Here is a 24,510-nt window from a genome sequence, read left to right on the forward strand (position 1 = left end):
GTTTCGAGCGCCTTTTTTGCTAGCCGCCCACCGGCGACGATCAGTTCAGTGATGAGTTGCGGGGGCGATAGCCGCCGGCCTTGTCCTTGATGAAGATCTCGGCGACCTGGGAATGCCGGACCGGCTCGCCGGAATCGTCCGGCAACAGGTTCTGCTCCGAGACATAGGCGACGTATTCCGATTCCGCGTTCTCCGCGAGCAGGTGATAGAACGGCTGGTCCTTGTTGGGCCGCACCTCCTCGGGGATCGACAGCCACCACTCCTCGGTGTTGTTGAATTCCGGATCGATGTCGAAGATCACCCCCCGGAACGAGAAGATCCGGTGGCGAACGACCTGTCCGATCTGGAATTTCGCGGTCCGCGCTTTAATCATTCCCCGTCGATAGACCAGGATTGTGGCCGATGCTAGTGCCCTCGTCTGGAATTAACCTTCGATTCCGGGGCGGATAGCCCCCAAGCCTTCAGAAAACACTTCATCAATGGTCGATATCCTCAATCTGGCGTTGCCTTATTTTGGCTTGATCTTCGTCGGTTTCGCCTGCGGCAAGGTCAAATCCCTCCCGGAATCGGGCCTCGCCTGGATGAACTTCTTCCTACTCTACGTGTCGCTGCCGGCGCTGCTGTTCGCGATCATGTCGAAGACACCGTTTTCGGAATTGAATAACCCGCCATTCCTGATCGCGACCACGCTGTCGACGGTTGCCGCGTTCACGCTGGCGCTGGTCGTCGGCAAGGTCTTGGGCCGGCTGACGCTGCGCGAGGCGACGCTCGCGGGTCTGTCTGGCGGCTACGGCAATATCGGCTACATGGGGCCGGGTCTGGCGCTCGCGGTGCTGGGGCCGAAGGCGTCGGCGCCGACGGCGCTGATCTTCTGCTGCGACAGCATCTTCCTGTTCACGATCGTGCCGCTCTTGATCGAGCTCTCCGACCGCGACCATCCTTCGCTCGTGCACGCTTTCGGCGTCGTGCTGAAGCAGATCGTGCTCAACCCGCTGATCATGTCCGCCTGCTTCGGCGCGGCTGTGGCTGCACTGCATATCGAGCTGCCGGTCGCGCTCGACCGCACCATTACCTTCCTCCAGAACGCAGCCGCTCCGACCGCGCTGTTCGTGCTCGGTGTGACCGTGGCGCTGCGTCCGTTCGATCGGGTGCCGTGGGAAGTGCCTGCTGTGATCGCGGTCAAGCTCCTGATTCATCCGCTCGCAGCGTTCGGCCTGATGCTGGCGTTCGGTCCGTTCGCACAGCCCTGGGCGGCCACCGCCGTGCTGATGGCCTCGCTGCCGCCGGCGCTGAACGTGTTCGTGATCGCCCGGCAGAACGATGCCTGGATCGAGTCCGCCTCCGTCGCGGTGCTGCTCGGCACCTTCGCCTCGGTGGTCACGCTGACCAGCGTGATGTGGCTGCTCCAGACCGGACGGCTGGCATTTCCGTGAGGAGGCTTATCGCCGCCAGGTCGGCGTCAAGCCTTCGCGCATCGCAAAACGCCGGAGCGGGCCGATGGCGCCGAGCAGGTGCATGCCGACGGCGCGGACCGGCTGGAGCGGCAGGAAATCGTTGAGCAAGGAGCGGTTGGCGATGTCGATCGCAAAGGTGCGGCTCAAAATGTCCGGCCGCCGCGCACGGTCGTAACGCCTGAGGATTTCGTCCGCGCCGGGATCCTGCCCAGAGGCGATGGCATCGTTCGCGAGCCGGGCAATGTCGGCGGCGTCGCGCAGGCCGAGATTGAGGCCCTGGGCACCGATCGGCGGAACCACATGGGCGGCTTCGCCGACCAGCGCGATGCGGTCGCAGCCGAAGGATTTTGGACGTTCGATCGCGAGCGGGAACAGGTTGCGGCCGGGCTCGACTGTCATGCGACCGAGGATCGAATGCGACTGCTTCTCGATCGCGCCGGACAGCTGCTCGTCGCTCAAGCCGCGAAGCCGCTCGGCGTCCGCGGGCGCCGAGACCCAGACGATGCTGGAGCGGTCGCCGGGCAGGGGCACGAACACGCAAGGCCCGTGCGGCGTGTGGAACTCGGTCGAGACATTGCGATGCGGCCGTGCGTGGCCGACGTTGAAGGTCAGCGCGGTCTGGTTCAGCTCGCGCCGCGTCACCTCGATGCCGGCGGCCTCGCGGCACAGCGAGTGCCGGCCGTCGGCGCCGACCACCAGGCGGGCCGAGAGAAATTGTCCGGAGGCCGTGCGCACCGCGACGTCGTCGGCTTCGATGACGACGCTCTCGGCCTCGTCGTCGAAGCGGACGAGGTTGGGCAGCTCGCCCGCGCGCTCTTCCAGCGCCAGCATCAGCGAGCGGTTGTCGATGTTGTAGCCGAACGCGTCGAGGCCGATTTCGTGACAGGAGAAGCGCACCTCCGGCGCGCGGAACAACCGGCCGGTGTCGTCGACCAGGCGCATGACTTCCAGCGCAGCCGCCTTGTCCCTGCAGCGCGACCAGACGTCGAGGCTTTCCAATAGATCGATGGAGGCGCCGAGCAATGCGGTGGTGCGATTGTCGGCATAGGGAACGCGGCGCGCCACCAGTGCAGTCCGGGCACCCGCCTGCGCCAGGGCGATTGCCGCGGCAAGGCCGGCAGGTCCGCCGCCGATCACGGCCGCGTCATGGAATGTCGATGCGTCTGTCATGGAACGACATTTGACACGCCGGGCGGCAAATTCAAGCCCACCTATATTTCCCTGATTTTATGGCGAATTGTGCGATCGTGCGCCGCAATGGCGGATGTGCAAACCGGTCGCATTCTGATAGCAGAAGCCATGGATACGCAGCAGGATTCCCTGAAGCCGAGACCGGCGATCCGCGCCGCAGCCTTCTCGGTGCACATCTTCACCGCGTTCGGCGCGGCGATCGCGCTCCTGGCGATGCTGGAGGCCGTGCGCGAGCACTGGTCCGCGATGTTTCAGTGGCTGGGCGTCGCCCTCATCATCGATGCGATCGACGGGCCGATCGCGCGCCGGCTCGACGTCAAGAACGTGCAGCCGAACTGGTCGGGTGACGTGCTCGATCTCGTGGTCGACTTCGTCACCTATGTCTTCGTGCCGGCCTACGCGATCGTGGCGAGCGGGCTGTTGCTGCCGGTCGCAGCTCCCTTGCTCGGCGTCGCCATCATCGTCACCAGCGCATTATATTTCGCTGATCTGCGCATGAAGGCCGACGACAATCATTTCCGCGGTTTTCCGGCGCTGTGGAACGCGGCGGCGTTCTATCTGTTCCTGCTGCACTGGCCGCCGCTCTGGTCGACGCTGCTGGTGGCCGCACTCGTCGTGCTGACCTTCGTGCCGTTCCACGTGCTGCATCCGGTCCGCGTCGTGCGGCTGCGCTGGCTGACGATGTCGCTGATCGCGATCTGGGCGGTGCTCGGTCTCTACACGCTGGCGATGGATTTCCGCGTCGGCACCGGCGTGACCGTCGTGCTCTGCGCCATCGCGCTCTGGATCAGCTTCAGCGACGCCTTGATCCGCCTGATGAGATCCTTGGCGAGATCCTTGGCGTGATGCATCTGTTGACCAGCCCGGAAGCCTGGGCCGCGCTGCTCACCTTGACGGCGCTCGAGATCGTGCTCGGCATCGACAACGTCATCTTCATCTCGGTGATCGTCTCGCGCATCCCGGAGCAGCAGGCGTACCGCGCCCGCCAGATCGGGCTCGCGCTGGCGCTGGTGTTCCGCATCCTCCTGCTCAGCGTGCTGGTCTGGCTGATCGGCCTGACTGCGCCGGTGTTCTCGTTTGCAAGTTACGACTTCTCCTGGCGCGACCTCATCCTGATCGGCGGCGGCCTGTTCCTGATCGCCAAGGCGACGCACGAGATTCACGCCGAGGTCGAGGCCGATGACGGCGAGGGCGACCACAAGTCCGGCGGGAGCGCCTTCTTCTGGGTGATCGTCCAGATCGTCGTCATCGACATCGTGTTCTCGCTGGACTCGATCATCACCGCGATCGGCATGGCGCAGGACATCGAGATCATGGTCGCTGCCGTCGTGATCGCATGCCTGATCATGTACATTTCGTCGGGCCCGGTGTCGCGATTCGTCGCGGAGCATCCGACGACGAAGATGCTGGCGCTGGCGTTCCTGGTGCTGATCGGCGTCGCGCTGGTCGCGGACGGATTGGCGTTTCACATTCCACGCGGCTACATCTATTTCGCGATTGTATTTTCGGCGGCGGTGGAATTCTTCAACGTGCTGGCCAAGCGCAACCGCAGGAAGGCCGGCAAGTCGTCTGCTTGATCGTTGCGGCCGGCCCCGAGTTGACAAGGCTGGCGCGATGGCTTTCGCTCAGCCGCGAGAAGAGGAGGTCAAATGATGACCAAAGCCATCCGCGTGCACAAGGTCGGAGGCCCCGAGGCCCTGGTCTATGAGAGCGTCGACGTGCCGGCGCCCGGGCCGGGCGAGGTGCGCATCCGCCAGCATGCGGTCGGCCTCAACTTCATCGACGTCTATTACCGCACCGGCCTCTACAAGGCGCCGGGGCTGCCCTTCATCGCGGGCAACGAGGCCTCGGGCGAGGTCGTCGCGGTCGGGGCGGGCGTCACGAATTTTCATCCCGGCGACCGCGTCGCCTATTATCACAATCTCGGCGCCTATACCGGCGAGCGCAACATCCCCTGGGAGAAGCTTGTCAAGCTGCCCGACCACATCACCTACGAGCAAGGCGCCGTGCTGATGCTGAAGGGGCTGACGGTCTGGTATCTCCTGCACAAGACCTTCAAGGTCGAGCCGCATCACCGTGTGCTGATTCATGCAGCCGCCGGCGGCATCGGCTTGCTTGCCTGCCAATGGGCGAGGGCGCTCGGCGCGCATGTCATCGGCACGGTCGGCTCGCGCGAGAAGGCCGAGCTTGCGGAGGCCAATGGCTGCGATCACGTCATCCTCTACAACGAGGAGGATTTCGTCGCCCGCGTGAAGCAGATCAGCCGCAACGAGGGCTGCGACGTCGTCTATGACGGCGTCGGCAAGGCCACCTTTCCGGGGTCGCTGTCCTGCCTGAAACCGCGCGGCATGTTCGTCTCCTTCGGCAATGCCTCAGGTCCGGTGCCGCCATTCTCGATCGCCGAGCTGAACAATCACGGCTCGCTGTTCGCGACGCGGCCCAAGCTCAACGACTATGTCGGCACGCGCAAGGAGCTGCTGGAGGGCGCCGACACGCTGTTCGCCGCCGTCATCAACGGCAAGCTGCACGTTCCGATCAACCACGCCTACGCGCTCAAGGACGCCGCCAAGGCGCATATCGATCTCGAAAGCCGCAAGACCACGGGGGCTTCGATCCTGAAGCCCTGAGGCGCCGGCGCGCGCACCCGCAATACGGCGATTTGTCGGTACGGTATCGGACCGTTCGCATCCTGTGCCCGATTGTATCCGCTTTTGCGGCGCATCAAGTTCTCGGGGCGGCCACGATTCGATCCTGATTGTGGCGGGTGGAATGCCGACGATCTGTTGCGGGGGCAATATGTCAAACACTGCAAAATCCGAATTCAAACATCCTGAGGCGCAATGCGTGGTCTGCTCAGCGCGGACGCCGCATTTGCACGAACGGCGGGCGGTCGCGGGGCGCATCGTCGTGCGATCCGTTTGTCTTGCGTGCAACTCCGAAAGGCCCTCGGACTCGGTCAAGAACTAGGCCTACGCCCGTCGATAGGCGTGGGCCGTACGCCCTTGGTCATGAAACGCAATGCTCGCACGCTCGCAATGGCAGATCAGTACGTTTCCGAGGAGTTGCGCGACTTCATCTTGGAGCGGATCGATTCCGTGGCACAGATCGAGGCGCTTCTTCTCATTCGATCCGATCCTCGATCGCAGTGGAGCGCCACACGGCTCGCGGAGCGGCTGTACATCAGCAAGTCGGACGCAGCAGAGGCCTTGAGTCGCCTTTGCGCCTCCGAGCTGTTGTCCTGCACCGACGAAATCTACCGCCTTGAAGGCGTGCCCGATCAGAACCGGATGTTGATCGAGCAACTGGTGGAGGTGTACTCGCACCATCTTATTGCAGTCACGAACCTCGTTCACTCGAAACCTCGCAGGATCGGCTCATTCGCCGACGCGTTCAAATTCCGGAAGGGGTCGTGACCTTGTCCTCCGTCATCTATGGACTGTGTGCGCCGACATCGCTGATCAATGCCGCAGTCACGGTCAAGAACCGGTCGCATTGAAGTCATGCCGATCCGGCTCAGGGATTTCCTCCGCTTCGGCGTGTTCGGCGTTGCCGTCGCCCTGATCGTTGCGTTCGGCATCTCTCCGTTCACGGGTGGAGTCGTTCAGCAATGGTCGCGCAGCGATGTGGAGGCGCGTTCGCGGCTTGTCTTCAATGCGATCCAGCCCTTCCTCGATCGAGACGTCGAGGATCAGTCCTGGGACCGCCTGAGCGATCTGTTTGGGCGCGTTGCGCAGGACAAGAAGATTCTCGCGGTCGGCTTTTGCAGCTACGCGGGCGCGCTGGTCGCGCCGACGCCGGAAATGCCGCCGAATTTCGGCTGCGACAAGATCGCGAGATCGGAAAACGAGAGCTTTGCGGACATCGCTGTCGGCGGCCGACGAATTCTCGTCGCGGCATTTCCCGTCAACGGTTCCAAGGGCCGATCCTATCTCGTGATCCTGACCGACTTGAGCTTTGCCAGCGCGCGCTCGAGCCAGGTCGTGGCCTATTTGCTGGCCTCCCTGGCCGGTGTCGTGCTGGTTTTGACCGTCGGCTCGATCATCTTTGCCGTGTTCATGCTCAGAAGCTGGATGAGTTCACTCAGGCGCGCGGTCGACGAGGTTCGTCTGGGGACGGCGCGGAAGCATCCTCCGGCAACCGGGTCGGCGCTTGATCGCGAGATTCACAAGCTGCTGCGGCGGACCGAAGATTTCAGCGTGGCGCATCAGATCGACTGGACTCCGAAAGCAGTGCAGGACCTGCTCCATGGCGTGTTGCCGGGCGCCGAGGTTCTGGTCCTCTCGAACCGCGAGCCCTACATTCATAACCGGACGGATCACGGAATTGTCGTCCAGCGTCCGGCAAGTGGGCTGGTCTCCGCGCTGGAGCCCATCATGCGCGCCTGCGGCGGCACATGGGTCGCGCACGGCAGTGGCAGCGCGGACCGGGAAACCGTCGACGCGAACGACAGGATCAGGGTTCCGGAGGGGGCACCCAGCTACACTCTGCGACGTGTGTGGATATCCGAAGCAGAGCAGGACGGCTATTACTATGGCTTCGCCAATGAAGGGTTGTGGCCGCTCTGTCACATCGTGTTCGTGCGACCGGCCTTTCGAAGTGGCGACTGGCATATGTATCGGGAGATAAACCAACGCTTCGCCGATGCCGTCGTCGCCGAGGCGCGAACCGAAGATCCCGTCGTCCTCGTCCAGGACTATCATTTCGCCCTGGTCCCCAAGATGATCCGTCAGCGTCTGCCGAAAGCGACGATCATCTCGTTCTGGCACATCCCCTGGCCCAACGCCGAGACGTTCAGCATCTGCCCGTGGCGGCGGGAGATCATCGAGGGAATGTTGGGGAGCACGATTCTCGGATTTCACACCCAGTTCCACTGCAACAATTTCATCGAGTGCGTCGATCGCTTCGTGGAGAGCCGGATCGACCGCGAGGTGCAGGCAGTCAGCCTTGGCGGGCACGAAACCAGGATTCGCGCCTATCCGATCTCGATCGAGTGGCCTCCCAGCGCGCTCGCGAGCGTGCCGGCACGGGAGAGGTGTCGGGCGGAAGTCTTCAGAGAGTTCGATCTGGCCGAGGGAACAAAGCTGATCGTCGGCGTCGAGCGCTTCGACTACACCAAGGGAATTCCCGATCGCATGAGGGCGATCGACGCGCTTTTGACGCGTGATCCTTCCTGGGAAGGGCGGCTCGCTTTCGTTCAGGTTGCAGCTCCGACGCGGAGTAAGCTCGACACGTATTCCAGGCTACAGGCCGAGGCTGAGAGCCTTGCCGATGCGATCAATGCTCGCCATCCGGGCCGGCAGACTCCCATTCGACTGGTCGCGCGGCACTATGAAGCGTCCGACGTGCTCAAGCTGTTTCGCGCCGCTGATGTCTGTGTCGTCAGCAGCCTGCACGACGGCATGAATCTCGTCGCCAAGGAATTCGTCAGCTCCCGCGACGACAACGCCGGCGTCCTCGTTCTCTCCAGCTTTACGGGGGCCTCGCGGGAGATGTCGGAAGCCCTGATCGTGAACCCCTATGACACGGAGGAACTCGCGGCCGCCATCAAGCGTGCGATGAGCATGCCGCTGGACGAGCAAGCCGAACGGATGAAGCTGATGCGGCAGCAGGTCAAGGAGAACAACGTCTATCGTTGGGCCGGCACCATGCTGGTCGATTCCGCGCGAAGTCGCACGCGAGAGCGAATTCTTGCTTTGACGTCATCCGGCGAGAGCGCGCATGCCGGCGCGACGCGTGCGCTGGCACACTGGTCGCAGTCCCGAGAATGAAGCGGGTGAGCGGTTGATGCCGGCTCTCGGTCACGCTGGAGTTTCGTGTGTCGCGCCTGCGCTACTATGTCACAATGCAGCCCGGCGATCGAAGGCTAGTTTGCGGCGAAGTCGATGGTCGCTCCGTCTCGCAGACGACCATCTGCCGATTGCGATACCGGGGCCGGTGTAGGACATGTTCGATCCCGTTTCATCGAAACTTGTCGGCGGGGCGCATACGACGCCTTGCATGGTGCAGAATGCGATCCTCGCGACCTTGCCCGAGCCGCAATTCGAATTGCTTCGACCGCATCTCAGGACCGTCCCGCTGAAGCGGAACGAGATTCTCCAGGATGCTTTGCGCCATCCGGACGCTGCATACTTCATCGAGTCCGGCGTGGTCTCGCGTATGGTGCGAACGGTGAAGGACGGTCTGGTCGAAGTGGCGGTCGTCGGGAAGTTTGGCTTTGTCGGCGTATCGCTGGTGCTTGGTGCGGCGCAGACGGTCCAGAGGAGCATTGTCCGCGTTCCCGGCAGTGCGCTACGAATCGAAGCCGGCGCGTTTCGCGAGATCCTGCATCAAAGCCCCGAGATTCGCGAACACATGCTGGGATATGTCCAGCTGTTGATTGCGCTGAACGCGCAGATCGCCTTGTGCAATGCAAGGCACGACATCCCCGAGCGCGTTGCGCGTTGGATGTTGCTCGCCCAGGATCGCATCGGGGGCGACCGTATTCCCGTGACACACGGAGTCATGGCGGCCGCGCTCGGCGTGAGGCGGCCGAGCGTGTCGAAGGCCCTTTCCGATTTCGAGGCGAAAGGCATCATCGAGGGGAGGCGCGGGGCCATTCGCATCCGGGATATCGATGCACTGCGCGGGGAGGCCTGCGAATGCGAGCGGATCCTGAAGGACAGGTTTCGCCTCTTCCGCGACATGCCCCATCATCGTCGCGTCATGTGACGGGAAGTCGTGTTCGAGCCGTTGCGCGCCACGTGCGACGGCACGCCGGCTGGACTCAGTCATGATCGTGGTCCCGCGAGGACTCGAACCTCGGACCTCCGCGCCCGCAACGCGGTGCTCTATCCCCTGAGTTACGGAACCTTGCACCCTCGATCTAGGCCACCCGCCGTGCCGCGCCGGCCTTGGTCAGGATGCCGTCGAGGCAATCGATCATCTCGGCGATCTCTGCCTTCGCGACGTTGAGTGCCGGCATGAAGCGCAGCGTGTCGAGTTGCGGCGCGTTCAGGAGCACGCCGGCCTCGAACGCCTGCGCGACGATACCGGGCGCGATCGGCAGCTTGAGATCGAGCGCGAGCAGGAGCCCGCGTCCGCGGACGCCGCCGAGCCCATGCCGGGCCGAGACTTTCTGCAACTCGCTTTCGAGCAGGAGGCCTGTCTCGGTGACCGCTTTCAGGAAGTCCGGCTTGCCGACCTCCTCGAGCACCGCGAGGCCCGCGGCGCACATGATAGGGTTGCCGTTGAACGTGCCGCCCTGGTCGCCATGCTCGAAGCAGGAGGCGCGCTCGGTCGCCAGCAGCGCGGCGAGGGGCACGCCGCCGCCGATGCCCTTGCCGAGCGTCATGATGTCGGGCGCAATCCCGGTGTGCTCATAGTGGAAGAGTTTTCCGGTCCGGCCCATGCCGGTCTGGATCTCGTCGAAGATGAGCAGCAGGCCGTGCGCGGCGGTCAGCGCGCGCAGCTGCTGCAGGAACTGATCGGTCGCGGGCCACACGCCGGATTCACCCTGGATCGGCTCGAGCATCACAGCCACGGTGTTGTCGTTGATCAGCGCTTCGACCGAGGCGATGTCGTTGAGCCTTGCCTTCTTGAAGCCTGCGACCTTCGGCTCGAACAGCGGCTCGAACGCCTTCTTGCCCGAGGCCGACATCGTCGCCAGCGTCCGGCCGTGGAAGCCGCCTTCGAAGCTGATGATCTCGAACGCACCGCCCTTGTGCACGGTGCCAAATTTGCGCGCCAGCTTGATCGCGCCTTCATTGGCCTCCGCGCCGGAGTTGGCGAAGAACACCTGGTCGAAAGCACTGTTCTCGACGAGTGCCTGCGCGAGCTTGAGGCTCGGCTCGTTGTAGAAAGCCGGGCTCGGCGTCAGCAGCCGCTTGGCTTGCGCGCCAAGCGCGTCAGCGACCGCGGGCGGGGAGTGGCCGAGGCAGTTCACGGCCCAGCCCTGCACGAAATCAAGATAGCGCTTGCGGCTGTCGTCCCAGAGGTAGGAGCCGGCGCCGCGGACGAACACGGTCTTGGGCCGTGCGGTGATGTCCATCAGCGCGTCATACGGATGCGTGGTCATGTCGATCTCCTCTGGAGGCGGGTGGAAAACGGGCGCAAAAAGCAGAAAGGCCGCACCTTGCGGGTGCGGCCTTCTCGAAGACTTGAGCTGAATTCTAGTGGTTCAGCGGCGTCGTCGGACATGGCGCACCCTCTCATCGTCGCGGGAGCGACGACGGAGCATGGCGGTGCGCTGGTTGGTCCGGTTGATCATGGGGCGCGGCAATACATGTGATTGTGGGAGCTTGTCAAGCGGGCGTTTTGCCGAACACCGCGCCTCGCGTGCATCGGTCAGGTCAGGTGGGCGGCTTCCTCGGCGTCTTCGTCGCCCCAATCCGCCTCCGCTATCGCGGTGTCGATCAGTTCGCCGCGCATCAGCTTGAGCGGCGAATTCCAGTACAGCGCGATGTTATGGAACGGGTCGGTCAGCACCTTGAACGCCCATACCAGGCCGGTCGTGAGGTCGCGCGTGACGAAGAGCTGGAGCATGCGCGCCAGTCCGCCGCCGATACCGATCGCGAGCCAGAGCGTGCCGACATGCCGGATGAAGTCGAGACGCCCGGCCGGCGCATCGAAAAGTCCGAACAGCGTCGGATGGAAATACAGCGCGATCGGCGCGCTGCCCCAGACGAAGAGCAAGATGATCTTGCGGGTCTGGTTGTAGCCGACCTTGATCGCTTCCTTGTACTCGTTGCTGACGTCGTTGACGGCATCATAGCCGTTCGGCTCGAAGAAGAAATGCCCGGTCTGCCGCGTCAGCATCGCAAGCCAGCCGACGATGCCGGCGAGCGCGGGGTCTACGAACAGCAGCGCGTAGCAGAACAGGAAGATCACGGCGCTGAAGAGATGCAGTGTCTGGTTGACGGTGCTCTGGTGGTAGAAGCGGTAATCGTCGAAGCGCTGTGTGCGCAGCATACCCGAGAGGCTCATCCTCGTTCCTCGCTCGCGTTGAAAAGCGCGGGCAGAGTTAGGCCGAGTCCGTGACCTCTGCGTGAATGCACTATAGTGTCACAATACGCTCCGCTGGCTGTCTCGCGCGGAGCGCTGCGGCAGCCGAGACGACGAAGCGTGCGAATGAGGCCGACGCGGTTACCGGCGCGCGCATAGTCCGCGCCGGATACCGCTGGTTTCCCGCCATTTCATTGTCGCCGCGCAGAAACCATCGCGTCGCTGGCGCGTTTGTGATCGAGGTACGCGAATTGGTTCGAACCGGACGCACGGCGGCTCGGACCAAGAGGGCGGGACCAACGAAACAGTTTTCAGCCTTGTCCGACACGCCTTATCCGATCGACCTCGACAGCATTCGCGGCGCATTTCCGCCGGGGATCGAGACGCCGCGGCTGCTGGTCGACTTTGCCGGCTGGCTCGAGGGACGTCCCTGGGGCAGCGTCGGCTGCTTCGCGCTGCAAGGCCAGTTCGCAGATCATGCGCCGATCGTCGACGGCAGTCCCCTGCGCGACAGGTTCTCGCTGTTCATGCGATTGGCGAACGGCTCGGCCGTGGGTGGCTGGTATGGTGCCGGTCTCGACCGCGACGATCCGCCGATCGTGGGGCTGGGATCGGAGGGCCACTACGAACTGCTCGCGCCGAGCCTCGATGCTTTGCTCGGCAAGCTCACATCGCAGGCCTTCGACCGCGCCTGGAGCGATCTGCGGCCGCATGAGGATGTCGCGTGTCAGACGGTCGAGCTCGCGCAATGGCTCGCCGGGCAGCCGGTTGGCGACAAGTCGACAGCTGAAGAAGGTGCGCCGGACCTGCCCGACTTCCGCGGCTTCGTCGAAAAATGGAGCAGGGATCGCGAGGACTATTGGGCCAATCACCGCTTGATGGCCGAGCTCGGCTGGCGGCTTGCCGCGCATCTGCCCAAGGGCAAGAACGCCTGGGACAAGACGCATTTCGAGGTCGCGATCGTCGGCAAGCAGTACGAGGCGCGCGTCCTGTCGCGCGGGCCGCAGCCGTTCGAGCAAGCCGCCTCGATCGAATCCCTGCTGCGCGATCTGCGCGAGGAGATGCGCCGCGCGCAGCCCGAGCTCGGGCTATGGTATGCGATGAAGTTCGGCCTCTATGCCGACGGCCGCGTCATGCCGAGCTTCGAATACGATGTGCGCCCGACCATCGACGGCGAGCCTGCGCTGCTATCCGAAGCGAAGGCTGATCTCGCCCGCGCTCCAAGGCCGGAGCGCTGGGTGCCGAAATGGCTGGCGTGACTACATCCACATCGCCGTTTCGAGTGCAGCGAACCCGAATGTGACTCCGTCATCCTGAGGTGCTCTGCTTGCGATGCGGACCCATCGCAAGCAGAGCCTCGAAGGATGAGCGGCCGGGATGCAGCCGGGCCGTTATCCTCGAGGCTCGCCCTACGGCGTAGTTGCGCCGCAGAGCGAACGCCTTAGGATGACGGTGATGGAGGGGTAATCTCGCGTGGCTGATTGCCGCGAGCGAAGCAACCTCCGCGAAAAGATACTGATTGCTTCGCCGCGCTCGCAATGACGGAACGCCCTCAGAACCCCGCGACGCTGCCGTGCAGATCGTATTGGTCCGCGCGCTCGATCTTGGCGGTGACGATCTCGCCGACGCGCAAGGGGCGGCGGCTGGTTAGATAGACCGCGCCGTCGATCTCCGGCGCGTCGGCCTTGGAGCGACCTTTGGCGACGGTCGGGCCGACCTCGTCGATGATGACCTGCTGGCGCGTCCCGAGCTTGCGCTTCAGCCTGCGCGCCGAGATCTTCTGCTGGCGGGCCATCAGCGCGTTGTAGCGCTCCTGCTTGACCTCTTCCGGCACCGGGTTCTCGATCGCGTTCGACGTTGCGCCGGCGACCGGCTCGTACTTGAAGCAGCCGAGACGATCGATCTCGGCCTCATCGAGCCAGTCGAGCAGATAGGCAAAGTCAGCATCGGTCTCGCCGGGAAAGCCGACGATGAAGGTCGAACGCAAAGCGAGTTCGGGACATTCCTCGCGCCAGCGCTTGATCCGCGCCAGCGTCTTGTCCTGCGCCGCCGGACGCTTCATCGCCTTCAAGACCTCGGGGCTCGCATGCTGGAACGGGATGTCGAGATAGGGCAGCACCTTGCCCTCGTTCATCAGCGCGATGACCTCGTCGACATGCGGGTAGGGGTAGACATATTGCAGCCGGACCCAGGCGCCCAACTCGCCGAGCTCGCGCGCGAGGTCGAGGAATCTGGCGCGGACCTGGCGGTCCTTCCACGGGCTCTCTGCATATTTGAGATCGACGCCGTAGGCGGAGGTGTCCTGCGAGATCACCAGAAGCTCCTTGACGCCGGCGCCGACCAGGCGCTCGGCCTCGCGCAGCACGTCATTGGCCGGGCGCGAGACCAAGTCGCCGCGCAGCTTCGGGATGATGCAGAAGGTGCAGCGGTTGTTGCAGCCCTCGGAAATCTTCAAATAGGCGTAGTGGCGCGGCGTCAGCTTGATGCCCTGCGGCGGCACCAGGTCGAGATGCGGATTGTGCGCGGGCGGCAGCGCGCGATGCACGGCATCGAGCACGCTCTCGTATTGCTGCGGGCCGGTGATCGAGAGCACGCCCGGATAGGCCTGCTCGATCGCTTCCGGTTCCGCGCCCATGCAGCCGGTCACGATCACCTTGCCGTTCTCGGCCATGGCCTCGCCGATCGCCGAAAGCGATTCCTGCTTGGCGCTGTCGAGGAAGCCGCAGGTGTTGACGATGACGATGTCGGCCCCGTCATGCTTGCGGGCGAGCTCATAGCCCTCCGCGCGCAGGCGCGTGATGATGCGCTCGGAATCCACCAATGCCTTGGGACACCCGAGTGACACGAAGCTGACCTTGGGCGCAGCCGTCTGATCCATATCTGAACTGCCTGATTGACCGGCCTGAGCTAGTCCCAATTGCCCATAATTACAACCCTTTGCAGGGCGTACCGGCGTGCTATGGATGAATCACCCGCCGCGAGTGAGCCATGAGCGCCGAACAGTCGCCCAAAATCGTGATCGTCGACGAGAGCCCTGTCAGGGCCGCGATCCTCGAGGAAGGGTTGCGGGACGCCGGGTTCACCCAGGTCGTCCATATCAGCGAGATGCAGAGCCTGCTCGCCCGTATTTATGCGGTGGACCCCGACATCATCCTGATCGACCTGGAGAACCCCAGCCGCGACGTGCTGGAGGCGATGTTCCAGGTCAGCCGCGCGGTGAAGCGGCCGATCGCCATGTTCGTGGACCAGAGCGATTCAGCCTCGATCCAGGCCTCGGTCGAGGCGGGGGTGTCCGCCTACATCGTCGACGGGCTGAAGAAGGAGCGCATCAAGCCGATCCTCGACCTCTGCGTGTCGCGCTTCAACGCCTTCGCCAAGCTCCAGGAAGAGCTGGAGCGGACCAAGTCGCAGCTCGAGGACCGCAAGGTCATCGAGCGCGCCAAGGGCATTCTGATGAAGGTGAAGGGCCTGACCGAGGACGAGGCCTATGTGCTGCTGCGCTCCACCGCGATGCGCGAGAAGAAGAAGATCGGCGAGATCGCGCAGTCGATCATCACCGCGTCGGAGATGCTGAAATGACCGTTCCCCTCCGCATCGGGTTCATTCCGCTGGTCGATGCCGCCGCCCTGATCGTCGCCGTCGACAAGGGATTTGCCGCAGCCGAGGGGCTCGACGTCGAGCTGGTGCGCGAGGTCTCCTGGTCCAACGTCCGCGACAAGCTCAATATCGGCTTGTTCGACGCCGCACATCTGCTGGCGCCGGTGGCGATCGCGTCCTCGCTCGGGCTCGGTCACGTCAAGGTGCCGATCGCTGCGCCCTTCAATCTCGGCATCAACGGCAATGCCATCACGGTGTCGCCGGCGCTCCATGCCGCGCTGATGGAGGTGATCGACGGCGATCGGTTTGACCCGATGGCGACTGCGAAAGCACTGGCGAAGGTCGTTGCCATCAGGCGCAAGGCAGGGGCCGAGCCGCTGACCTTCGGCATGACCTTCCCGTTCTCCACCCACAATTATCAATTGCGGTTCTGGATGGCCGCGGCGGGCGTCGATCCCGACGAGGACGTGCGCCTCGTGGTGCTGCCGCCGCCCTACATGGTCGACAGCCTCAGGAACGGCCATGTCGATGCGTTCTGTGTCGGCGCGCCCTGGAATTCGGTCGCGGTCGATCTCGGCATCGGCCACATCCTGCATTTCGTCTCCGACATCCTGATCCGTGCGGCCGAGAAGGTGCTGGCCGTCCGCCAGGCCTGGGCCGACAAGAATCCGGACGTGGTCGTGGCGCTGGTGCGCGCGGCCGTGAAAGCCGCCGAGTTCATCGAGCATCCAGAGAACCGCACGGACGTGGCGCAGATCCTGGCCCAGCCGGAGCGGATCGGCGTCGATGCGGAGGTCATCCAGCGCACGCTCGACGGACGTCTGAAGATCTCGCCCGACGGCACCTTCCGCGAAAGTGGCCGCTATCTCCTCGTTGGGCGCGAGGGAGCAGGGCGCCCGGACCCGGTCCAGGCCGCCTGGCTCTATGCTCAGATGGTGCGTTGGGGGCAGACGGCCCTGACCCCGGACGGCGTCAAGACGGCAATGGCGGTGTTCAGGCCCGACCTTTACGACGCAGCCTTGGGCAGCACGGCGCCCGTTGAAGCTCCAGCGGCGTTCGGCGCCTTCGCCGGACCCGTCTTCGATCCCGACAACATCCGGGGGCATCTCGACGCCTTCGAGGTCGGGCACTGGAAGGCCTGATTCGGATCTGCTTCGTTTTCGAGCACGTAGGTTCGTTGGCTAATGTTTGGGCTGACTGCTCGAATTTCGGGAGAGCTCTCGGGCCAGTATTTCCCATGGACTGTCCTAATCACCTGATATTTTGAGGTTTTTTATTTCGATCGAGCTGGCACGCAACTTGAATATTGCGGTGCGGCCAGCTTGTCATAGGTGCCTGCTGAGCCAAGTCCCACAGCAACGAAGCTGAACGGACCGTCGGGTTGCGAAGCGGGCTCTTGAGCCAGCCGAGTTCCCCGCGGGTCGCACAATTCCCGTCGAAGCCACTTTGGTGGCCGCAGGAGCTTCGTTACCGACCATGAAAATCGAAACGCTCTCAGTCGATTTTACCGACGAGCAGAAACGCTATCTCGAAGGCTTCACGACCGGCTTGCAGATCGGCCGGGTCGGCCGCGGTCTCGGCGCGGGTGCCGGCAAGGCGAATGCCGAGCCTGTTGGTCCCGATGCCGTGCACATCAAGGCGCAGGACAAGGTGATCGCGTCGGGCAAGAAGCTCGCCGACCAGGAGAAGTTCAAGCGCGACGAGCATCCCTTCGATGCCTATCCGCGGCTGCGCCAGCAGGCGCTCGACAACGCGCCGCCGAGCCCGGCGGACAATTTCCGCTGGCGCTATTACGGAATCTTCTACGTCGCGCCGACGCAGGATTCCTACATGTGCCGCCTGCGCATTCCGAACGGCATCATGAAGCACTGGCAGCTGTCGGGTCTTGCCGATCTCGCCGACGAGCTCTGCGGCCCGTACAGCCACGTCACGACGCGCGCCAACCTCCAGCTTCGCGAGATTCCGCCGAAGCATGCGGTGAAGCTGATCGAGGGCATCCAGGACCTCGGCCTGTGCTCGCGCGGCTCCGGCGCCGACAACATCCGCAACGTGACGGGAACGTCGACGGCCGGAATCGATCCGCAGGAGTTGATCGACACGCGGCCCTATGCGCGCGAGTGGCACTACCACATCCTCAACGACCGCTCGCTCTACGGCCTGCCGCGCAAGTTCAACGTCGCCTTCGACGGTGCCGGCAGGATCGCGGTGCTCGAGGAGACCAACGACATCGCCTTCACCGCCTACGAGGTGAAGGACGGGTTCGGCGTCGAGCCCGGCGTTTGGTTCCGTCTCGGCCTCGGCGGCATCACCGGCCACAAGGACTTTGCAAAATATTCCGGCATCATCGTCAAGCCGGAGCAGGCGACGGCCGTCGCCGACGCCATCGTGCGCGTCTTCATCGACCATGGCGACCGCACCAACCGCAACAAGGCGCGGCTGAAATACGTGCTCGACGCCATGGGCCATGACGGCTTTCTCAAGCTGGTCGAGGAGCGCTTGAAGACGCCGTTCACGCGCGTGCCGGAAGAGGCGTTTCTCCCGCGCCCCGCGGCGGATCGCATGGCCCATATCGGCGTGCACAAGCAGAAACAGGCCGGCCTCAACTGGATCGGCGTATCGCTGACACTCGGCAAGCTCAGCTCCGATCAGATGCGGGGCCTTGCCAAGGTCGCGCGCGACCTTGGCGACGGCGAGATCCGCCTCACGGTCTGGCAGAACCTCTTGATCCCGGGCGTGCGCGACGAGAATGTCGAGCTTGCGGTCGCGGCGATCAAGCAGATCGGGCTCGCCGTGGAGGCCTCGCACATCCGCGCCGGCCTGATCGCATGCACCGGCAACGCCGGTTGCCGCTTCGCCGCGGCGAACACCAAGCGCCATGCCGCCGAGATCGGCGACTGGTGCGAGCCGCGCGTCGCGATGGACAAGCCGGTCAACATCCACGTCACCGGTTGCCATCATTCCTGCGCGCAGCATTACATCAGCGACATCGGCCTGATCGGTGCGCGTGTGCCGGTCGGCGAGGAAGATACGGTCGAGGGCTACCATCTCTTCACCGGCGGCGGCTTTGGTCCCGACGCCGATGTCGGGCAGGAGGTCTATCACGACCTCAAGGCCGAGGACGCGCCGAAGACGGTCGAAGCGCTGCTCAAGGCCTACATCGCCCATCGCTCATCTCCCGAAGAAACGTTCCTGTCTTTTGCGCGCCGCCATGACGGCGAAACGCTGCGCAAGCTTGCCGATGCACAGGTGTCCGCATGAACCAGATCACCCCTCCACCCAAGCTCGACATCATCCCACCCAGCGCACCGTTCTCGGACGCGCAACGCTCCTGGCTGAACGGCTTCTTCGCCGGCCTGCTGTCGCCCGGCGTCGCAACTCCATTGTCGGCGGAGCAGGGCGCTGCCGTCATGCAAGCCGGCGACGGCGACGATGGCGAGGCGCCGTGGCACGACCAGACCATGCCGATTGCCGAGCGGATGAAGCTCGCCGAGGGACGGCCCCTGCGTCGCAAGATGATGGCGGCGATGGCGCAGCAGGACTGCGGCCAGTGCGGCTACAATTGCCACGATTATTCGGAGGCGATCGCGAGCCGCAGCGAAGCACGGCTCAACCTCTGCGTTCCCGGCGGCAAGGAAACCGCGCGGATGCTGAAGTCGCTGTACGAAGAGCTCGACAGGGCCCCGGTGGCCAAATCGGCCGACAAGCCGGACGCGGCGGCGCCGGCCGTGACAGTGACGATAGCAGAGCCGGGCCGCTCGCGCGACAACCCCGTGACCGCAACCTTCCTGTCGCGCCGCCTTCTCAACAAGGGGAAGTCGGAGAAGGAGACCTATCACGTCGAATTCGATCTCTCCGACAGCAAGCTCGACTACGTCGTCGGCGATTCCTTCGGCGTGTTCGCACGCAACGATGTCGGCCTCGTCGACCAGATCATCGCGCTGCTCGGCGCCTCCCACACGACCAGGGTCAACGGCAAGACGCTGCGCGAGGTGCTGATCGACGACGTCTCGCTGTCGCCGGCACCCGACACGCTGTTCGAGCTGATCTCCTTCATCACCGGCGGCGCGGCGCGCGAGAAGGCGCGGGCGCTGGCGCAGGGCGAGGATCCCGACGGCGATGCCGCCACCCTCGACGTGATGGCGGCGCTGCAGAAGTTTTCGGGCACGCGGCCGCATCCCGAGGCCTTCGTCGAGGCGCTGGAGCCGCTGCAGCCGCGACTCTACTCGATCTCGTCTTCGCACAATGCGACGCCCGGAAGGCTGTCGCTGACGGTGGACTCCGTGCGCTACGTCATCGGCAAGCGCAGGCGGCTCGGCGTCGCCTCGACCTTCCTCGGCGAGCGCATCAATGACGGCGACAAGCTCAAGGTCTACGTGCAGAAGGCGCACGGTTTCGGCCTACCGCAGGACCCGAAGACGCCGATCATCATGATCGGCCCCGGCACCGGCATCGCGCCGTTCCGCGCCTTCCTGCTCGACCGCAAGGCGACCGGTGCGCCCGGCAAGAACTGGCTGTTCTTCGGCCATCAGCGCAGCGATTGCGACTTCTTTTACCAGGACGAGCTCAACGCCATGAAGACATCGGGCGTGCTCACGCGCCTGTCGCTGGCCTGGTCGCGCGACGGCGAGAAGAAGTTTTACGTGCAGGACCGCATGCGCGAGGTCGGCCGCGAATTGTGGACCTGGCTTGCCGACGGCGCGCACCTCTACATCTGCGGCGACGCCAAGCGCATGGCCAAGGACGTCGAGCGCGCGCTGGTCGACATCGTCGCCCAGTTCGGCGCACGTTCGACCGACGAAGCCGTCAGCTTCGTCGCCGAGCTGAAGAAGACCGGCCGCTTCCAGGCGGATGTGTACTGACCGCTGCCGCTCACCCATATCCGAGCCGGTTCCGACTGGCTCGGATTTGAACGAATAAGATTCTCGGAACCCGGGCCCTCAGAGAATTTACGTCTGCGAGACGGCCGCCTCGGAGGAGCCGCATCGCTATTTTTGCCATCATCTTGCCTCCCGCCCTGGTTGATCCCTCATACTCCCGCAAATGGGGCGTTGGAGATCGACCATGCGCGAACTATCGGCGGAAGCCAGGCTGCACTTCTACGCGCGCTCGCTCTCGCGGCAGACCCGGGCGAACGCCCATCATCTGGCGCTCTACAGCGCCTTTGCCGTCATCGCGGCGATCGTGTTCGGCACGCTCTCGGTGCATCCGTTCTGATGTCTCTGTGTAGGGTGGGTTAGCCGAAGGCGTAACCCACCACTGGTATGGCTGCAGCAGAAAAGGTGGATTACGCTTCGCTAATCTACCCTGCGGCACCGAGTCTGATCACGTCCCGCGCCTGAACGGCGCGACCTCGATCCCCGCATTCTTCAACGCCTGACGCACACCGCGCGCAATCTCGACCGCGCCGGGCGTGTCGCCGTGGATGCAGACCGTGTCCGTGCGCATCTTGATCACCTTGCCGGTGACTGAAATCACCGCGCCGTCCTGCACCATGCGCACCACACGGTCGGCGATCGCCTTGGCATCGTGCAGCACCGCGCCGGGCTTCTTGCGTGAGACGAGGTTGCCGTCGTCCTCATAGGCCCGGTCGGCGAACACCTCGTGCACCATCGGCAGATTGGCCGCTTCGCCGGCCTTCACCAGCTTCGAATTCGCGAGCACGACGAAGATCAGGCCGGGGTCGACGGCCTTGATGCCGGCGGCGATCGCCTTCGCCGTCATGTCGTCCTCGCACGCAACGTTGGAGAGCGCGCCATGCGCCTTCACATGGGTTACCTTGTGGCCGGCGGCGGTCGCGATCGCCTGCAACGCGCCGATCTGGTAGGCGACGAGGTTCTCGATCTCGGAGGCTTTGAGCCCTGCGATCGGATGCCGGCCGAAGCCGTGCAGATCGCGGTAGCCGGGATGCGCGCCGACCGAGACGCCGCGCGCTTTCGCCAGCTCCACCGTCCGGCGCATGATGTCGGGGTCGCCGGCGTGGAAGCCGCAGGCGACGTTGACCGAGCTTGCGAGCTCGATCATGGCGGCGTCGTTGCCCATCTCCCACGCGCCGAAACCTTCGCCGAGGTCGCAATTCAGATCGACTGTCTTCATGGGTTGCTCTCCGCCTCTGGTCTTGTTGTCGCTTACGGCTCGGCCGTGACCTGCCAGGTCCCGGCATCGACGGCGCTGACCGCATAGCCCGCCACGTTAGCATCACTGAGCGCCGCGATGTTGAGCGCGACGGTGTCGGAGGAGCGCAGGCGATCGGGCAGGCTGCGGATCAACCGTGCGAACTTGCGCGCCTCGTCCTGCGCCTCGGCCATGCTGACGACCTTGAAGCGGAACGCGGTTCCCGCCGAGGTCTGGGCGAGGCGGCCGACGTCGGCCGTAATCACGGTTGCGATCTTCGGATAGCCGCCGGAGGTGCCGCGGTCCATCATCAGCGCGATCGGCGCACCATTGCCGGGGACCTGGATGCTGCCGTTGACGGTGCCGTCGGAGACGATGTTGTGGCCGTGCAGATGCTTGATCGCGGGGCCTTCGAGCCGGTAGCCCATGCGGTCGGAGGTTGCCGAGATCTTCCACTCGCTGTCCAGGAACAGCGCCTTGTTGGCCTCGTCGAACTCGTCATCCTGCGGACCCAGCAGGACCCGGATCGGACCTGTCGCAGGCCTCGGCAATTCGATGCCTCGTTCCGGCGCACCGCTCGCAGCATCGACGCTGAACTCGTCGCCGGCCTGGAGGGGGCGCGGGTAGGGGCTGCCGAGGCCGGCGCGGGCATTGACCGCGAGACTGCCGAATACCAGCTCGCCCTTGATCGCGCCCTCGATCGCGAGATAGGTGAAGGCGCCGCCGCGGGCAAAACCGAGCGTCAAGGTCTCGCCGTCCTTCAGCGTCACCGATGTGTCCATCGCCACCGGGGTTCCGGCGATGTCCGCATTGCGCGGCGCGCCTGATATCCCGACGCGGACGGCGCCGTCGCGGGCAGTGAAGGAGGCGCCGAACGGGCCGATCTCCACGGCGGCCGCGAAAGGCTCGTTGCCGAGGAGGGTGTTCGCCGCCGCGAGCGACAGGCGGTCCATCGCCCCGCTGACCGTCAAGCCGTAGCGCTGCGCGCCGAAACGGCCGCCATCCTGGACCGAGCTCGCAGGGCCGATGCTGGCGACGACGAGGCGGCTCATGCGTCCACCTGCTCGGCGACGATCTCGCCGGCTTCCGCTGCGCGGTCCAGGTCCGCGAACGTCTTGTGGTCGATGGCGAAGAACGTCACGCGATCACCGGGCTCGGTGAGGAAGGTCGGCTTGCGGTGGAGCTGATAGGTTCGCACCGGCGTGCGGCCGAGCAGATGCCAGCCGCTCGGCGCGGCGAGGCACTGGATCCCGGCCTGGATGCCGCCGATCGAGATCGTACCGGCCGGCGTCAGCAGCCGCGGATTCTGCCGCCGCGACATGTGCAGCGATTTGTCGAGGCCGCTGAGATAGGACCAGCCCGGCGTGAAGCCGATCATGGCGACCTTGTAGTCACCACCCGCATGCCGGGCGATGATGTCGTCGGGCGTGGTGTTGAGCGCCTTCGCGACATCCTCGAGGTCGATGCCATGCTCGCCGCCATAGGCCACGGGAATGCGCCAGCGGCGCGCCCTGGTGACCGGCGGCAGCGGCCGAATGGCGATCGGAAGGATCTTCTCGCCGAGCGCGTCGAAACCGATCTTTTCGGGGTCGTAGTGCACCAGCAGCGAGCGATAGGTCGGCACGGTCTCGGTGATGCCGTCGATGAGGCTCGCTGCGAGCGCCTTGTCGAGCGCCAGCACGCGCTGGTTGGCGTCCTCGTCGATGGTGCGGCTGAACTCGACCGTGACGGCGCTGTCGCCACTGGGCAGAAGGCGGGGCGGGGAAAGCGTCGCGGCCATTGAGCTGTCGAAGAGCTGTCGAAATCGGACTTTTGGAAGTGCGCGGGCTCGACGTTGAGTTCCGCGTCACCCCTGCTTCGCGTAAATGCGCCCGCAAGTCCAATAAATTAATGCAAGGGGAGCCGATAAAGCCTTGTTATCGCGTCGCATAACAGCTCAGCGGCCCTGCGTAATTGGGCCCCTCTTGGCCCTTGACGCAAGGGCTGCGGCTCGCAAGATGCGCGCGTTCTTTCCCGCCTATCCGGAGCTCGTTCTCGTCCATGTCGCTGTCCCCCGAGGCCCGCAAGACCCTCGCCGGCATCACCACCGCCACGATCACCACGGTCCTGCTGAAAAAGGGGCTGCGCAATGTGTGGATGCGCGGAGCCCGTCCGCTCCGCCCGGGCCTGCCGCGCCTGGTGGGACCGGCCTTCACCCTGCGCTTCGTGCCGGCGCGTGAGGATCTGGCGACGCCGGAATCCTGGTCGTCGCCGATCTCGACCCGCACCGCGATCGAGGCGATGCCGGAAGGATGCATCGCCGTGGTCGACGCCATGGGCATCACCGATGCCGGCATCTTCGGCGACATCCTGTGCGCGCGCATGGTTAAGCGCGGCGTCACCGCGCTGGTCACCGACGGCGTCGTGCGCGACGTCGAGGGCGTGCTCGGCACCAATCTTCCGGTATGGTGCGACGGCTATGCCGCGCCGCCTTCCGTCGCGGGCCTCACCTTCGTCGGCTGGGGCGAGCCGATCGGCTGCGGCGGCGTTGCTGTTTTCCCGAACGACATCGTCGTCGCCGACCAGGATGGCTGCGTCTTGATCCCGCAGGCGATGCTCGATCACGTCCTCGCCGAGGGCGTCGAGCAGGAGCGGATGGAGGCCTGGATCGTCAACGAGGTGAACAATGGCGCGGTGCTGCCGGGCCTTTATCCCATGAATGCCGAAACCAAGGCGCGCTACGCCGCGAGCAAGAAGTAACCGGGAAGAAGAAAGGTCATTTCGATGGAGATCACTGTTGCAGGCACGCGGCCGACCCGCCACGCGCCCAAGGAACACTTCACCGGCACTGTCTTGCAGGACCCCGTGATCATGGCGCCCGCGCCGGCACGGCTGAACTGCTCGCGCGTGTCGTTCGAGCCGGGCGCGCGCACCAACTGGCATCACCATCCGCTCGGGCAGACGCTCTACGTCATTTCCGGCGTGGGCCGCATCCAGGCCAAGGGCGGGCCGATCCGCGAGATCCGTCCCGGTGACACCGTCTGGATTCCGCCGGGTGAACTGCACTGGCACGGGGCATCGCCGACCAACGCCATGTGCCACATCGCCATGCAGGAAGCGCTCGACGGCGTCTATTCGACCTGGCTCGAGCCGGTCACCGACGCGGAGTACGGGGCGGCGGTAGGCTAGATGACGTGCC

Annotated in this window: 23 protein-coding genes and 1 tRNA gene; 15 read left to right on the forward strand and 9 right to left on the reverse strand. The window is 64.6% G+C overall.

Annotated elements, in window-relative coordinates; translation table 11 throughout:
- Positions 1-40: 40 nt before the first annotated feature.
- Positions 41-373 carry a heat shock protein HspQ gene (hspQ, locus tag IVB23_RS01015; protein ID WP_061881708.1) on the reverse strand — a complete coding sequence of 111 codons (333 nt, stop codon included), beginning with the start codon at positions 371-373 and terminating at the stop codon, positions 41-43.
- A 106-nt stretch (positions 374-479) separates the two neighbouring features.
- On the opposite strand from hspQ, the gene IVB23_RS01020 reads away from it, so the two are divergent.
- Positions 480-1,433 (forward strand): AEC family transporter, encoded by a 954-nt coding sequence (locus IVB23_RS01020; RefSeq protein WP_197966320.1) that lies wholly within the window; start codon positions 480-482, stop codon positions 1,431-1,433.
- A 6-nt stretch (positions 1,434-1,439) separates the two neighbouring features.
- Here the strand turns inward: IVB23_RS01020 and IVB23_RS01025 are convergent, their stop codons facing one another.
- Positions 1,440-2,624: a UbiH/UbiF family hydroxylase gene (locus IVB23_RS01025; RefSeq protein WP_247802242.1), complete on the reverse strand. Its 1,185-nt coding sequence runs from the start codon at positions 2,622-2,624 to the stop codon at positions 1,440-1,442.
- 129 nt (positions 2,625-2,753) lie between these two features.
- Between IVB23_RS01025 and pcsA the strand changes: the two genes are divergently transcribed.
- From pcsA to IVB23_RS01055, 6 genes are all read left to right on the forward strand, one after another.
- Positions 2,754-3,491: a phosphatidylcholine synthase gene (gene pcsA, locus IVB23_RS01030; protein ID WP_247802243.1), complete on the forward strand. Its 738-nt coding sequence runs from the start codon at positions 2,754-2,756 to the stop codon at positions 3,489-3,491.
- On the forward strand, positions 3,488-4,222 hold the full coding sequence (locus IVB23_RS01035; protein ID WP_061881704.1) for a TerC family protein: 735 nt from the start codon (positions 3,488-3,490) through the stop codon (positions 4,220-4,222). The genes pcsA and IVB23_RS01035 overlap by 4 nt, the downstream gene beginning before the upstream one ends.
- A 75-nt stretch (positions 4,223-4,297) precedes the next feature.
- The gene (locus IVB23_RS01040; protein WP_247804725.1) at positions 4,298-5,272 is read left to right on the forward strand and encodes a quinone oxidoreductase; all 975 of its coding nucleotides are present in this window, start codon (positions 4,298-4,300) and stop codon (positions 5,270-5,272) included.
- A gap of 381 nt (positions 5,273-5,653) precedes the next feature.
- Positions 5,654-6,058, forward strand: coding sequence for a hypothetical protein (locus IVB23_RS01045; RefSeq protein WP_247802244.1), 405 nt, complete (start codon positions 5,654-5,656; stop codon positions 6,056-6,058).
- A gap of 87 nt (positions 6,059-6,145) precedes the next feature.
- Positions 6,146-8,413 carry a trehalose-6-phosphate synthase gene (locus tag IVB23_RS01050; RefSeq protein ID WP_247802245.1) on the forward strand — a complete coding sequence of 756 codons (2,268 nt, stop codon included), beginning with the start codon at positions 6,146-6,148 and terminating at the stop codon, positions 8,411-8,413.
- Between the two features lie 400 nt (positions 8,414-8,813).
- Entirely contained in the window at positions 8,814-9,353 is a 540-nt protein-coding gene (locus IVB23_RS01055; protein ID WP_210183698.1) for a Crp/Fnr family transcriptional regulator, read from the forward strand.
- 68 nt (positions 9,354-9,421) lie between these two features.
- Here the strand turns inward: IVB23_RS01055 and IVB23_RS01060 are convergent.
- From IVB23_RS01060 to IVB23_RS01070, 3 genes are all read right to left on the reverse strand, one after another.
- A tRNA-Arg gene (locus IVB23_RS01060) sits at positions 9,422-9,494 on the reverse strand.
- Between the two features lie 13 nt (positions 9,495-9,507).
- Positions 9,508-10,698: an acetylornithine transaminase gene (locus IVB23_RS01065; protein ID WP_247802246.1), complete on the reverse strand. Its 1,191-nt coding sequence runs from the start codon at positions 10,696-10,698 to the stop codon at positions 9,508-9,510.
- A gap of 269 nt (positions 10,699-10,967) precedes the next feature.
- Positions 10,968-11,606: a hypothetical protein gene (locus IVB23_RS01070; protein ID WP_197966314.1), complete on the reverse strand. Its 639-nt coding sequence runs from the start codon at positions 11,604-11,606 to the stop codon at positions 10,968-10,970.
- A gap of 335 nt (positions 11,607-11,941) precedes the next feature.
- Between IVB23_RS01070 and IVB23_RS01075 the strand changes: the two genes are divergently transcribed.
- A complete protein-coding gene (locus tag IVB23_RS01075) occupies positions 11,942-12,883 on the forward strand; it encodes a hypothetical protein (RefSeq protein ID WP_247802247.1) in 942 nt (313 codons plus the stop codon).
- A gap of 293 nt (positions 12,884-13,176) precedes the next feature.
- Here the strand turns inward: IVB23_RS01075 and rimO are convergent, their stop codons facing one another.
- The gene (rimO, locus tag IVB23_RS01080) at positions 13,177-14,502 is read right to left on the reverse strand and encodes a 30S ribosomal protein S12 methylthiotransferase RimO (protein ID WP_197966312.1); all 1,326 of its coding nucleotides are present in this window, start codon (positions 14,500-14,502) and stop codon (positions 13,177-13,179) included.
- A gap of 110 nt (positions 14,503-14,612) precedes the next feature.
- Here rimO and IVB23_RS01085 point away from each other — a divergent pair, with 110 nt between their 5' ends.
- The 5 genes from IVB23_RS01085 to IVB23_RS01105 all read left to right on the forward strand — a co-directional run bounded on the left by IVB23_RS01085 (position 14,613) and on the right by IVB23_RS01105 (position 20,435).
- Positions 14,613-15,203, forward strand: a complete 591-nt coding sequence (locus tag IVB23_RS01085) for an ANTAR domain-containing protein (RefSeq protein WP_061881694.1) — start codon at positions 14,613-14,615, stop codon at positions 15,201-15,203.
- Entirely contained in the window at positions 15,200-16,363 is a 1,164-nt protein-coding gene (locus tag IVB23_RS01090) for a CmpA/NrtA family ABC transporter substrate-binding protein (protein WP_247802248.1), read from the forward strand. Before IVB23_RS01085 ends, IVB23_RS01090 begins: the two co-directional genes overlap by 4 nt.
- Positions 16,364-16,697: 334 nt before the next feature.
- On the forward strand, positions 16,698-18,479 hold the full coding sequence (locus IVB23_RS01095) for a NirA family protein (protein ID WP_247802249.1): 1,782 nt from the start codon (positions 16,698-16,700) through the stop codon (positions 18,477-18,479).
- Complete coding sequence (locus IVB23_RS01100) at positions 18,476-20,080, forward strand: sulfite reductase subunit alpha (protein ID WP_247802250.1); 1,605 nt, start codon at positions 18,476-18,478, stop codon at positions 20,078-20,080. The genes IVB23_RS01095 and IVB23_RS01100 overlap by 4 nt, the downstream gene beginning before the upstream one ends.
- 202 nt (positions 20,081-20,282) lie before the next feature.
- A complete protein-coding gene (locus IVB23_RS01105; protein ID WP_035677849.1) occupies positions 20,283-20,435 on the forward strand; it encodes a hypothetical protein in 153 nt (50 codons plus the stop codon).
- Between the two features lie 108 nt (positions 20,436-20,543).
- On the opposite strand, the gene IVB23_RS01110 is transcribed toward IVB23_RS01105, so the two are convergent.
- Genes IVB23_RS01110 through pxpB form a run of 3 tightly spaced genes read right to left on the reverse strand, consistent with a single transcriptional unit; the run spans position 20,544 to position 23,112 of the window.
- Positions 20,544-21,314 (reverse strand): 5-oxoprolinase subunit PxpA, encoded by a 771-nt coding sequence (locus IVB23_RS01110; protein WP_247802251.1) that lies wholly within the window; start codon positions 21,312-21,314, stop codon positions 20,544-20,546.
- A 32-nt stretch (positions 21,315-21,346) separates the two neighbouring features.
- The gene (locus IVB23_RS01115; protein ID WP_247802252.1) at positions 21,347-22,384 is read right to left on the reverse strand and encodes a biotin-dependent carboxyltransferase family protein; all 1,038 of its coding nucleotides are present in this window, start codon (positions 22,382-22,384) and stop codon (positions 21,347-21,349) included.
- Positions 22,381-23,112, reverse strand: coding sequence for a 5-oxoprolinase subunit PxpB (pxpB, locus tag IVB23_RS01120; protein ID WP_247802253.1), 732 nt, complete (start codon positions 23,110-23,112; stop codon positions 22,381-22,383). Before pxpB ends, IVB23_RS01115 begins: the two co-directional genes overlap by 4 nt.
- Before the next feature lie 260 nt (positions 23,113-23,372).
- Between pxpB and IVB23_RS01125 the strand changes: the two genes are divergently transcribed.
- Positions 23,373-24,071, forward strand: a complete 699-nt coding sequence (locus tag IVB23_RS01125; protein WP_027550912.1) for a ribonuclease activity regulator RraA — start codon at positions 23,373-23,375, stop codon at positions 24,069-24,071.
- A gap of 24 nt (positions 24,072-24,095) precedes the next feature.
- Entirely contained in the window at positions 24,096-24,500 is a 405-nt protein-coding gene (locus tag IVB23_RS01130) for a cupin domain-containing protein (RefSeq protein WP_061028305.1), read from the forward strand.
- Positions 24,501-24,510: the final 10 nt, after the last annotated feature.

The organism is Bradyrhizobium sp. 191 (genome assembly GCF_023100985.1).
Classification (GTDB): domain Bacteria; phylum Pseudomonadota; class Alphaproteobacteria; order Rhizobiales; family Xanthobacteraceae; genus Bradyrhizobium; species Bradyrhizobium diversitatis.